Origin of the sequence: Paraburkholderia phenazinium (assembly GCF_900100735.1) — a bacterium.
Lineage (GTDB): Bacteria > Pseudomonadota > Gammaproteobacteria > Burkholderiales > Burkholderiaceae > Paraburkholderia > Paraburkholderia phenazinia.
Window position 1 is genome coordinate 126,424 of record NZ_FNCJ01000022.1, and the last position, 12,391, is coordinate 138,814.

Genomic DNA, 12,391 nt, shown 5'->3' on the forward strand with positions numbered 1-12,391 from the left:
TTGGGTTTAATATTGCGTGATGGTGGTATTGCTACTCCCTTGCTACCATCTGGAACGATTTCCATAAGGAACCGCGCCAATGGCAAGCAACTCCGTCCCCGCCCAGCATCGACTTTTCATCAGCCGCGCCGACTGGCGCGATGAAGATCAATACCCCGCTCCCGATCTGCTTGATCCGTCCATCTGGTCGTGGGAACTCCTGCGACGAAGCAACGAGTACGCACTGGAGTTTGGCCTGTTGCGCGCATTGTACGCAGACGTCCCCGCGATCCCCTTCCCGATGGATTCACTTCTGCCTTATATCTGTGACCCAGCTCCGATACTGGAGGATGTGAATTACAAAACCTACCGTGAACGGCACCCGGGACACTTCGTCTACCCCATCAAGGACTACGTTCGCAAAGAGTGGGGCGTCAATATATTGGCGGCCCCGCATCAAGGATTCGTTGAAATCATTGACCGCTCACAAATTCACGACAAGAACAACAAGCTGGCTTGGCTATTCGCGTGTAATACAGTCGAAGTGCTTAATTCGCCCACCATCCTGCTATTGAATGAACACGACCTCTCAAGCACCACAGCATGCACCGCGCCGCACGAAGTCCTGTTTCGGATAAGCCTGACCGGAAACCTCGATGAACAGCTTGAATCGTTGCAACGCCAAATCGCTGCCTTCTTCGAAGGAGGCAATCGCAACGGCGCTTTGAGCGTGACAGAATTCATTGATGTTTCGAAGAGCCCTACAGCTCAGTATTCGCTCGAACGTCGAAGACCCATTGACGTTTGCGACGAACCATCTTCCAATGCACCCGGGATAACCGTATCCAACCCCGGGTGGAAATGGGTGCCAGTCAGGCTGAAGTCCCTTCACTACGTACTGCGCATGGCGGACGCGATCGCTTCGCTGGAGGAGGGTCTATTCGTACGCCAACTTGAAGAGGGAGGCGTTCGTTCCCAAGATATTATCCCCGTCGCCAAGCTAAGTCGCGATTCTGAAAATTTTTCATACGGTGACCTCTACGAGCCGATGAGCCGCGCACTTGCTCAATACTTCGACCTGAATCCTCTCACACGGGACGCACGCGACGCCGACCCAAAGACAATCGCGCGGTGGCTGGAAATGGCTCACTTCTCAGTCGCGGAACGCGGCTACCTACACGTGGCACGAACTAACGCGCGCATGTCTTAAGGTTAAGCAAAGAAAGGTGCTTGGAATTCGTTTGGGAATTATGTCCCTCCCCCCATACTCCTGGAACCGGCAGTGAGTTCTCGATACATTGGTCACGTTCAATCAACTTCAACAGGAGCCGAACTTGACCGCAACGACTGCCCAAACCTCCGCAATGCAGCGCGCGCCGCTAAACGAATTTCTTGATGATCGCGCGCTCGCCGAGTTGCTCTGCATCTCCGAAAATACGCCTGCACAATGGCGATTCACCGGTAAGTTCTCCGACGAATTGCCCTTCTACAAGTTCGGACGTTGCGTGCGTTACCGCCGTGAAGACATCGATGCATTTATCGCCAAGCGGCGTGTTGGTAGCGTACCCGCTACGGTGGAGGCGTAAATGGCTTCCACCGCTATCAAAAAACGCATCGCCGGTAACGACGACATTCCGATTCGCAGAAACAAGACGCGAGCCACACAACCGACTCTGCATCGCGCGTCGCCTCCAAACGGCACCATTCAACGTCGCAATGCTGCGAACGAAACGAAGTCCTCAGTGCCAAACTCCACGACAGGCAAGTCGACCCGCGCGCAGAGTAAAGCATCCTCGACTAGCGACAAGGTTCGTGTCGATGCGGCCGATGCACTCTGTTCTTTCATCAAGCCGATGTCGACCGGACTGGCGACAGTTGTGATCCGCGACAAGCACTTGCTCCGAGATGCTCGCGCGGCAATCGAAGTGCAGTACATGAACTTTGGCAACGTCGCGGACACTCCTGCCCCTCAAGCCGAATTCATGCTGTCCCTGCACTCCGGTGCCGCTTCAGAAGTGGATGGGCTAAACGCCCTCGCAGAATTGGAAAAATTTCCCAAGACTGCGATGGCGCGAACCTTTAACGCCTATGGTTTGCGTCGGAATTTCAATTTCTGCAGCGACGAAGGATTGAACACGCTGCTGCCCGTCATCGAGGATGCCGAAAATAGCTGGGTAACGCTCGCTCAATCATGCGAATCGTTGTCGTCAGTGCATCTCATTGCGGGTATGTGCGAAATTCGAGCAACAGCGGAGAAAGCCGCGGCCTACGTATTGTTATTCATCGTTGGCTCCAGCAAGGATCAGAGGCCGGGTGTTCAAGACTTCTGCGACGAATACCTTGAGGTAGAAGCGTGCGAACCGGACCCCCGCGCACATCTCGCCTTCTCCATCGAAGCTTTGCGGCTCGCCGACATGCATGCACTCGGCTACGGCAAGGTGATCTGCAACGTCACCTTGACTAACGATGGCTACGTGCGGACGTTCGAACCGTTTATTGCAAAGTCGCTGCGCGATCGCTTCATTTGGAAGCTCCGCGCCGCCGGTAAATCGCTCGCCGAAATCGGCGAATTGGTCGACCGGCACAAGTCGAGCGTAAAGCGGTGCCTCGACGGAATGCGTCCAGTTCGTCGTCGGGCAATATCGGACGAGTTGATTGCGCAGCACGTTGAAGCACTCGAAGTCGATGACGCTGGCAAAGGCTCGCCGGATCATCCCGACGAGTCCGAAGCGCTCGTGTAATCGTTGCGTGCGCCGGTTGCAACTCACGCAACCGGCGCTACACCGATCAATGCCATACGAGACAACGAAAGCTCAGTCGTTGTTGCACTGTTCGCATCACCTACCAGTTCTGGAAAGGCGATCGCCCATTCACACGCTCGGGTAAACCGCAGCCATCATGTTGCCTTGCGGTGGACAGACGCAACCGCTCATCCGGTTAGGAAGACTCTAATAAGAGTGTATCTCCCTATGTATTCGATATTCATAGTAGTAGCAGTCCGGACGCTTAGCGCAGCGCAGCTCGCAAATCCGTCCACTTACCCTCTCGCCCCAAAACTGTAAATGAACGTGCATCGCTGACATGCATGCACGCGCATTCACACCCAGCCGCGCCCACAAATCGAATAGCCATCCTGTAGGTGTTGCTTTGTTCGATGCGCGTGATCGCATGATGCCGATGCAACCGACGTTCGCACAAGAACGCCCGCTCAACAAATTCTCGAAGGACCCTTCATGAAGTTGCGCATTAAAACTCCCACTCTGAGAAGGCCGGTTGTTGATGGCCTCGTCTTCCTGCTGCCATGGGCCTGCGATCCGCTGGTCGTTCGCCAAGCGTTGTTCGAGCGTGCTCGTCGCCGCATTCAGAAAGAGATTGACGATGGCTTCTGCAAACCCGCCTACGTTAAGTTCAAACGGTATCGTTTCAGCTTCAACATTCCTCTGCCCGGCAAATCGAAGGCGTTGGTGCAGATTGGCGCGCTCGATCTCAAGCGCCAGAAGGGTGGCATCTCAGTGACGATGAATCCGGCAAAGTTCGCGGTCGGTGATGTCGAGCACTTTCATGATGTCATGACGCGCATTGTCGGGCCGTCGTATCGTAGTCTGATGCGCCGTGCGCTACTGAATCACATCGACTTCGCGGTCGATATCGTGCATGCCGATCTAAGCCGTATGCTGGTCACCTACGGCAACGCGCAGCAGTTCACCGTGTTCGGCAAAACGGTAAGCTCACAAGGCATTGTCGAAACTTATAATTTCGGCAGTGAGAAGTCGGACTACATGACTTCTGCCTACGACAAGAGCGCCGAACGTCGGCACCGCGCGATCCTCAACATTGCAAAGCACGGCCGTCGCAACGAGCCGCTGACGGCGAACTTCATCAAGCAGCTGGAGCAGTTGCATGGTGCGCCGCCTCTCGTACGCGTTGAGGTGCGCGGCAAGAAGTTGCGCGGTCTGCCGCTGCACAAACTCGGAGAACTCGAAAACCGGTTCGCTCGCTTCACGTTTGCCGACCTGAATGGCGAAGGTTCGGCGCTGCCAAAGAAGCTGGAAGATGAGTTCATGTCGCTGTGCCGTGATCGTGGCGTGAAGGCCGCGCTTGAGCACTACAAGGGCACGCCGGATGTACGCAAGATCAATGCGTTCTGGCGCTCGCATAAGGCCAGCTGGTGGAAGCCGGATACCATGTGGGCACAGGCGTGCGCGGAGTTGCGTAAAACGGGGCTATTCCCTGCTGCTGCGTTCCATGCCAACAACGAAAGCAATAGTCAGCGAGAAGCTCCGCCACTGGAAGACGCTACGCCGCGCGCAGCAAGCCCCGTAGCACGAGCGGAAACGCGCACGCAGTGCAACCATACTTCGACGGCCAGTAAACTCGATCATCGAATTGCCTGAACCGGTGGTACATATTCGATGGTGTGCTCACCAGGTGTGAATGCGTAGTAAAAGAAATCCTCGTCACTACCGGGGTGCCGGATGAATGTGCACCCCGGATCAGATGCACCCAACGTCACATCAAAAAGATCGCCATGCTCGTCGGCAACAACCGAGTGTGCGGTGAATCGCCTGGCAGGCGGCAGCGCCAGAAACGACACGTCGAGCCAGCCGCGCACAGCCTTATGAGCGGAATGAGACTCAACCCAGCGCCTGACGTTCTCATGGCACGCGCCAAGCGTCGGGGTCCACGCATCGAACTTGTCGGCAACGCGGAGCACCCGCTGCGCCGTCAAAGCCAACAACACCAGTGTCACGGCCAACTCACTCTTTTGATCCGAGGTCGGTGACGGTTCTCTCGCGAAGCTCAGTTCTGCATTTGCCATTTGGCAACCCCGATATTCCAGAATCCCCTTCATTGGGCGCGCTATCAATCAACGCGCACATCCAAAGACGCATAGCGCCAATATGGCTGTATGCGCTGCGCATTTTTTAAGGCCAGCGAACTCCCTTCATCGGTGGTTCTCAAGTTTCACTGTAGTCATGTCGATATAGTGTACGTAGGCGACTTGATCATCACATATATCGAAACCAGAAAATGCTTACCGAGATTCTAGGGGCTGCCGCGACCGGCGCTATTATCAGCGCATTCGCGACCATGCGGGTTGCTGCGCGCAATATCCACGTCGACAGCGTTACGAAAGAACGGACAAAATGGCGTGAACATATCCGCGAACTCGCGGACAAGCTCACGATGGCTACGAGAAATGGACAACTTCAAGAAGTTCAGCGTCTGCGTCTTCAGTTTCAGCTTCGTCTGAACCCTCAGGACGAAGCTGATCGCTCGATTCTCAGTAACATCGATCGTATAGTGACCGCACCTGCCACACAACGATTGGTCGCTCTTGATGACGTAACGGCGCGAGTCGCTCTGTTACTGAAGCATGACTGGGAACGGGCAAAGTACGAGACGCGATTCTGGATCACACGAGGTAAGGCTCCGCAGCGGGTTGCGTACGTTCCTGCCACTGTCGTCGGGAAAGAGGTGTCGGCGCGGCGCGATATGTCCTTCTTGACCGCGGTCGGCTGGCTCGCAACTATGATCGCAGCGGCGGGTGTGATCTTCTTTCTTGCTGCCGGGTTATCGAAGCCCTTTAGCGAGCTTTTGATGAACTTCAATGATCCTGCTACGACACACCCCGCTCGAGAGTGGGTCGGTCTTGCAGTAGCGGCTCTCATTTTTGGGTTGATGTGGTCAATCCTACACCTTGTCTTCAAGATCGCGGAAAAGAAACTCGTCGATGAAGGTGGGCGTTCTGTGGCGAAGCGGCAAGTGAATGTGTAATGTTGGTCGCGAACTCGATTGGCAATCGCATTCAATGTTTGGCGGATGCACTAGCTTACCTGATCGCCGGTCCCCGCCTTGGCCCACGAGGAATGCCAGGTATTCGCGGGCCATGCCATGGTTGCCTGTTCACGGGAGAGCTGCACATCGCTTGTGCCACGACTTACAGTCCGGCACAGATGCAGAGGGCCGGGTCAGCGGCTGAGGGCAGCGTCGCCCCGATTCGTAGGCGTTACTTCTAAAAAAACGATGACACTCACTCGTAAATTCCGTACGGTGGTTATTGAAGGATGCGACTTCGAGGTTCGAGATGACTCCGGCACCTTTCTTTCGCAACTGCGCGGAATCTGCACGATATCCGAACTCAGTAAAGTGCTGTTCGACAGTCGGAACCGACTGTTTCTTCTCAAGCAGCAGGAAGCTCGACAATGTGCAAACGCGGCTGCAGGCGTCCTTGTAGAGGAAGATGGTGTATTCCTCTTCGGAGAATCCGGTGCCGATCTGCCGCCGATCGAAGATTTTTTGCCATATGCCGCCAAAAGGAGCGTACGACCGTTTCTTGCCGATTCGATTCCAGAAACGTCATGGGGATCAAGTCTCTCGAACCTTTTGACGTGGCCATGCTGGAATCGACTCCGCCAATCCGCGTTTGTGGCAACGGGACATCGATGCCTGCTTTGCGGTGCCGGGGAAAAGCTGGATTGCCACGAAATCTGGAAGTACTACGAACCCAGCGAACACGGACAGCTTCATCGAGGCGCGTTGTGCGGCGTCCAGCGCCTTGTCAAACTTATTCCAGTGTGCCCCGATTGCCACGAAACATTTCATCTCGGCCTAGCCAGGATAAGGGGGCGGCTGGATATCACCTTGGAACGCATCGCTGCGTTGTACCGCCTGTCGGACGACGAGCGAGACGCGTACCTGGCTATGGTGAAGGAAGACTGGTACCGTCGAAACGAATTCTCGTGGGCTCTTGACGTTTCGGCGGTAGGTGCGTCGCTCCTCGAGATTAAGCCGGAGTGGAAGCTGCACCCTGATGGCAGCCTCTCAGCCAAACAGAAGTACGGCACATCTCACACTTTCGTTCTTGGTGCTCCGTGGCGACGAAAAGGTGATCGTGAAGAAAGACTGATCAGCATCGAAGCATTCCTGCGCGGCTCCGCGCACCAAAAAATTCCAAGCACACACGGCCACCGCGACTGAGAGCGCATGCGGAGAGACAGCGCTATCTCGCTTCCATCTTCCAGATATAGGCGACTGCCACGTGATTCATATAGTCCTCGATACGAACATTCATATCCGGCTAGAGAAGGAACTGGCGACGCGTTCGAGACTCGCCGACCTAATCACATCTGGATCAATCAGGGTCCTCATGCCACGCGTTGTGGCCGAAGAACTTAGGCTTAAAACGGGTGCGCTGCCGGACCTCCTCCCTGTACAGCACGTTGGTCAAGCCGTCGCCCGAATGGGAATGATGCGCTGCGGTGACAGTCTTGGAGCGGGAGCTATGTACGATGCGCATCTCGGCAACGGCGGAGATAAGCACCGGGCCGACGCACTGATCGCTGACGTCGCCAGTTACGCAAATTGGTTCGTGTCGGACGACAGACGTTGCCTCAATGCCTTCCGCCGGAATATCACGATCACTGCCTGCACTTGCCTCACGTACAACGACTTCTGTGAGGAATTGGCCAAATTGGTGAAGCTGGGCCACCGCACCTAACAACAGGATTCGCCCAATTTGCGGTGAACTCTGCCGGATGAGATCGGCGAGGAATTCGGGCAGCAGCGCACGGTATCGACGCGGGAAAGTCCGTGACCAACTGCAGCGGTACCTAAACGATGCAATCGCTCGGTGCGCTCGCGAGGCCATGCTCGTAGGAAACTTGATAGCTAAACATGGCCCTGAATCTAGGCGGGTTGCAGTGCGACCGAGTTTGCGCAACCGTCGTCCGGCTGGTTTGTCTCGATGATCACATTGCCGGGAGATTGCCAACGACTCACTATACCGGAGAAGCCCCAGTAGAATGGCGTGCATTGAACAGGAGAGCACGGCGCGGAAACTCGTTTCGTTGATTTTGCTGGCTGCGTCGGCAATGGCATTTTTCCCAACTACCGCGGAGGCTCACCCGCGTGTCATCTGCAGGCGCGTCTGGCATCGGGGACATCTGGTTCGCCGCTGTCGGCAGATGCCGCCACCCCGCCATCATCGACCGCCGGTTCGCCATCCAACCTATGTTTGACCTGCGGGGAAACGGACGTAACAACAGGGGCATTTCCGCGACGAAATTCTGGTTGGATACCGAGTCCGGCTACAACTTCCATGACTGCACGTCGTGTTCGCGAATGCGGCGGTCCTAAACCATCAATATCCCGGCAGTGTCGGATCGGCGACGCTCAAGGTGGACTCCAGGCCTAGCTTAGGATCGCCAAGCACCTGGAAACGCCTAAACGAGCATATTTTGCTTAAAAAATGAGCATCGCAACCCGATTTCCCACGGCGGAACGGCCGGAAACCACACTTGCTGCACCGCAGCATTTATTCTAATTCGTTCGAACCAGAAAATCCGGGCCATAACGCCCCGCACAGTCTCACTCTCACCCAGCCCTTCACCGGGGGATTCCAAGCCGTTGACGGACCGGGAAACGGGCCGGAAGACGATTTCTGGAGGGCGGGAGCGTCGCAGGATGCACTGGGATCATCGCATCGGTAAAATTTACCCATCCGTGATGAATTGATCCGGCTCTTTTATCGCTCCAACGCGATTTGTGTTACATTTTCACCGGCAGATGGCAATTTGACAGTCAGTTTTATCGAATTTCTGGAAAAAACACGTTTTTGTCGTCACTGCCTCATCGTGGCCTGCACGAGTTTTTATTGTCACACGGCTAGTGCCTTGAACTGCACCGGCGACCTCCCTTGTAGCACCGCGTTTTCCTGAACCACACCCGAAGCAAGCCTCGCGGTTCAGCTCTTCTCCCCCTCTGGCCTTTGATAGCGGATATTTCATCCAGAGAGGATGCTCGATATAAAAAATTAAGGATACCTACGAATGAATCACGCCGCCCTGTCTTGCCCGTTGTTCCCGCTTGGACGCGTTATGGCCACTCCCGGCGCAATTGAAGTCATGTCCCGTACTGGAACGAACGCCCTTTCACTGCTTCGGCGGCATCAGTGCGGGGATTGGGGAGCCGTTTGTGATGCAGACAAAAGAGCCAATGACGCCGCCCTCACTAATGGCACGCGAATTCTCTCCGCGTATGCCGTTGGAGCCCGACAGGAGAAATTGTGGCTAATTTCCGAGGCGGACCGCTCAGCCACAACGACTTTTTGCCCGAATGAATACTAAGGATACCTTAAGTGATCGTGCATAAACTGCTCTCCACTCGCTCCGATCTTTACGTATCACAGGGTCAAATTTCCGGCGGATGCGCCACCCACGCAGCGGCGGCGGCACTAACCATCCTCGGCATCATCAACAACCCCAGCCAGATATCGGCCCGCCGATGCGAGCCAAACGCAAGACGGTTCTGGCAGCAGATGAAAGACGTATACGCAGACGGACTGAGTCTTGTAGAGCTTTCCGAGCGGCTGGACGCACTGGACTTCGGGCTGAAGATTACACATCTCGCGGGCGCTCATCGCCGGATGTTGGATTTTACCCTCGCGGCCGTGCAGGATGGGCACCCCGTGATCCTGAGCTTCGCACAGCTTCACCGTCCCCGACACCATCATGCCGTGCTCGCAAGTGGCATTTCAGGGAGGCTGACCGGTCGGCGGTTCGAGCCCTCGGCGATCCTCATCACAGATTCGTCGGAATCGCACCCCGGCATCGGACCGCACAATGCTCGCCTGGAGTTTTCACCGGACGCGAAACGCGAGCGTACCGACCCGTATGTCACGGCACAGGACAAAGAACGGGTATCGCTGACCGACTGCGTATCCCTGCGGCTGACGGGATCGAAGCGGCCGGACCTCAAGCCGCCGTAGTTACGTCAACCCTCTCCGCCCCGCCTCTGCGCAGCGGCGTTAGTCCGACGCGCACCGATATCTGAACCCCGCTATCTATAAACAAGGAATGAACATGGAAACCAGCAACAGCGCAGTCAATACCACCGCCCCAAAAAGCCGCCTCGGCGCGGTGCTCTGGACGATCATCGCCATTCTGATCTCATTCATGGCGACGGCAGCCAATTTGCCGCAGCACACCCGGCATCTGGCGCTCAAGTTCGTCTTCGTCTGGATTGTGGGCGCACTGCTGGGCGTAGTCGGCGTGCGAATCGGCAATACGCTTCGCCGTGCAGCGAAACCCGACATCATCATCACCAGCGGCGGCTTGCAGGGAATGCTCGGAGCCAAAATTTTCTGGAGCGTTGGGCCACAGACGGTCGGGCTGCTGATCAGCACGGTGGTCGGCTGCAGCACCCTGATGGGCTGGCTTGCCTGATCCACCCGATTCGCGCTCCGTCAACCGCATCTGTCATGCCGGTTGACGGTCGCGCGATGACCAACGGGCAGATAACGGAAAACGGGTCTAGCGGAACCGGGAGCGTTTGATTTCGGGCGGCGTCGCCGCATTTGCGCGGCGCTCGCCGGTCGGCGCAAGCGACACGCCGCCTAGCGGCTCGAACAGTTCAGCCAGCGTCAAGTTCAGCGCATAGCAGATGTTCGCCAGCGTCTCGATGGACGGATTCGCGACACCCCGCTCGATCGACGAGATATAGGTGCGGTCGACGTGCGCTTCGAACGCCAGCGTTTCCTGCGATTTCTCTACTTCGTGCCGACGCTGCTTGATACGTGCGCCCAGCGCAATGGAGATCGGGGCGGGTTTGGTGGGCGCAGAGGTGAATCGTTTGACGGTCATGGTGGGCAGCATGCCCACCTGTCGACTGATTAACGACGCTGTAAACACGACAGTTAAAGTCGCGTTTACTCTACAATTCAATTTCAACTGATCCATATCGCCCTCCCTTGCTGACTGTGCCTATCCGGACACGGGGGTTCGTTACGCCTTTCTTTGTCGAGTAAACACTACAAATCGGAACGGGCTCGCGAACGCATCCGAGCGGTTTCTTGCCGTTCGGCCGCCTCGCGTACCCGCACAACCATGACCAGAACACTCCCCGTCGTCGCCGTAGCAACCGCAAGATCACACACCTACCGTCCCGATATTGATGGCCTGCGTGCGCTTGCTGTCCTTGCAGTCGTCATCTTTCACGCTTTTCCTGCCGCATTGCCGGGTGGCTTTGCCGGTGTCGACATGTTTTTCGTCATCTCCGGCTATCTGATCACGGGCATCCTGCTCGCCGACATGCAGGCGGGACGGTTTTCGCTCGCGCGGTTCTACGCGCGGCGTATCCGGCGGATATTTCCCGCACTTGTGACCGTGCTGCTCGCAACGTGGGCGATGGGCTGGTTCTGCCTGACTGGCGAGGAATACCGTGAGCTTGGAAAACACGTGCTCGCGGGAGCGGGATTTGTCTCGAACTGGGCGTTCTGGATGGAAGCCGGATATTTCGACCAGACCGCTTCCGCCAAGCCCCTTCTTCATCTCTGGTCGCTCGGCGTCGAGGAGCAGTTCTACATCGTGTGGCCTGTACTGATGTATGTCGCCGTTCGGCTGCATCGGGTCGCGCTGGTCTGCGCCGTGGCCGGATTGCTGTCGTTCGTATCGGCCATCTGGCTGGTCCGCTATCACCCGAGCGCGGCTTTTTACTGGCCGACAAGCCGCATGTGGGAGTTGGCCGCAGGCGCCGGACTTGCAATCGCAGCTTCCGGCCGAGGCGTGGCGCGAAACGACAATGCCCATAGTGCGTCATCCATCGGTCTGTTGCTGTGCGCGGTTTCGTTTATCGTGCTGAATTCCCGGTTGCCCTTTCCGGGATGGTTTGCGGTACCGCCAGTGCTAGGCGCGGTAGCGTTGATTGCAGCGGGTCCGAGAGGGGTGACGAACCGGCTGCTGCTCGGCAATCCGGTCGCGGTGTGGTTTGGAAAAATCAGCTACGCGCTGTACCTGTGGCACTGGCCGCTGCTATCGCTCTGTTTCATCGTCGCGGGCGCTGAACCGCCAGTGGGGGTGCGGGCTGGCATTATCGTCGTAAGCATCGTATTGGCGTGGCTGACAACCGTGATCGTTGAACGGCCAATTCGCCTAGGGCCGCAGGTCCGGTGGAAACTGGTTGCGCCGTGCGTGCTGATGCTCGGCGTCGCGTATCTCGGCGGCATGACGTATGTTCGCGGCGGATTCGGGTTCCGGAAGGGGTACAGCCCGGATGCGGATGTCACCACGGCGACGCTGGGCGCTGGTCACGAATTCGTCAATCTCACGTGCAGCGTGTCGCCTGCCGATCGGGACCTATTCCAGTTCTGTGCGACGGACAAACGGGCACCATCCCATTTCGCGGTGTGGGGCGACAGCAAGGCCGATGCGCTGTACTGGGGGCTGGTACGTAAGTCAACGCCCGGCATGAGTTGGACGCTGGTTGCGCGCGCAAGCTGTCCGCCGATGGCTGGCGTCCATGAAATCAAAGCGAATGCGGCGGACGACGGGGAGGAGTGCCCCGAGGCGAATAAGGCAGCGTTGCGCATGCTGCTCGGCAATCCGGCGTTGACGACTATCGTGCTGGTTGCGGC

12 protein-coding genes are annotated in these 12,391 nt (G+C 56.9%); 10 read left to right on the forward strand and 2 right to left on the reverse strand.

Annotated elements, in window-relative coordinates:
- Positions 1–79: 79 nt before the first annotated feature.
- The 4 genes from BLQ92_RS33470 (at position 80) to BLQ92_RS33485 (ending at position 4,373) form a co-directional block, all read left to right on the forward strand.
- Entirely contained in the window at positions 80–1,189 is a 1,110-nt protein-coding gene (locus BLQ92_RS33470) for a hypothetical protein (RefSeq protein WP_090693039.1), read from the forward strand.
- Between the two features lie 124 nt (positions 1,190–1,313).
- Entirely contained in the window at positions 1,314–1,565 is a 252-nt protein-coding gene (locus tag BLQ92_RS33475) for a helix-turn-helix domain-containing protein (protein WP_244896708.1), read from the forward strand.
- The gene (locus BLQ92_RS33480) at positions 1,566–2,720 is read left to right on the forward strand and encodes a hypothetical protein (protein ID WP_090693047.1); all 1,155 of its coding nucleotides are present in this window, start codon (positions 1,566–1,568) and stop codon (positions 2,718–2,720) included.
- A 492-nt stretch (positions 2,721–3,212) separates the two neighbouring features.
- On the forward strand, positions 3,213–4,373 hold the full coding sequence (locus tag BLQ92_RS33485; RefSeq protein WP_090693050.1) for a hypothetical protein: 1,161 nt from the start codon (positions 3,213–3,215) through the stop codon (positions 4,371–4,373).
- Here BLQ92_RS33485 and BLQ92_RS33490 read toward each other — a convergent pair.
- The gene (locus BLQ92_RS33490) at positions 4,358–4,798 is read right to left on the reverse strand and encodes a hypothetical protein (RefSeq protein WP_218133060.1); all 441 of its coding nucleotides are present in this window, start codon (positions 4,796–4,798) and stop codon (positions 4,358–4,360) included. The two genes, BLQ92_RS33485 and BLQ92_RS33490, sit on opposite strands and share 16 nt — an antisense overlap.
- A 212-nt stretch (positions 4,799–5,010) precedes the next feature.
- Between BLQ92_RS33490 and BLQ92_RS33495 the strand changes: the two genes are divergently transcribed.
- The 5 genes from BLQ92_RS33495 (at position 5,011) to BLQ92_RS33520 (ending at position 10,205) form a co-directional block, all read left to right on the forward strand.
- Positions 5,011–5,757, forward strand: coding sequence for a hypothetical protein (locus BLQ92_RS33495; protein WP_090693057.1), 747 nt, complete (start codon positions 5,011–5,013; stop codon positions 5,755–5,757).
- Between the two features lie 249 nt (positions 5,758–6,006).
- Positions 6,007–6,960 carry a hypothetical protein gene (locus tag BLQ92_RS39695; protein ID WP_143016723.1) on the forward strand — a complete coding sequence of 318 codons (954 nt, stop codon included), beginning with the start codon at positions 6,007–6,009 and terminating at the stop codon, positions 6,958–6,960.
- A 304-nt stretch (positions 6,961–7,264) separates the two neighbouring features.
- A complete protein-coding gene (locus tag BLQ92_RS39700) occupies positions 7,265–7,480 on the forward strand; it encodes a hypothetical protein (protein WP_143016724.1) in 216 nt (71 codons plus the stop codon).
- Between the two features lie 1,638 nt (positions 7,481–9,118).
- On the forward strand, positions 9,119–9,748 hold the full coding sequence (locus BLQ92_RS33515; protein WP_090693071.1) for a hypothetical protein: 630 nt from the start codon (positions 9,119–9,121) through the stop codon (positions 9,746–9,748).
- Between the two features lie 94 nt (positions 9,749–9,842).
- A complete protein-coding gene (locus BLQ92_RS33520) occupies positions 9,843–10,205 on the forward strand; it encodes a hypothetical protein (protein ID WP_090693074.1) in 363 nt (120 codons plus the stop codon).
- An 87-nt stretch (positions 10,206–10,292) separates the two neighbouring features.
- Here the strand turns inward: BLQ92_RS33520 and BLQ92_RS33525 are convergent, their stop codons facing one another.
- Entirely contained in the window at positions 10,293–10,634 is a 342-nt protein-coding gene (locus tag BLQ92_RS33525) for a helix-turn-helix domain-containing protein (RefSeq protein ID WP_090693126.1), read from the reverse strand.
- Positions 10,635–10,865: 231 nt separating this feature from the next.
- On the opposite strand from BLQ92_RS33525, the gene BLQ92_RS33530 reads away from it, so the two are divergent.
- Positions 10,866–12,391: acyltransferase family protein (locus BLQ92_RS33530; RefSeq protein ID WP_090693130.1), on the forward strand; the 1,526-nt coding region annotated here is incomplete at its 3' end.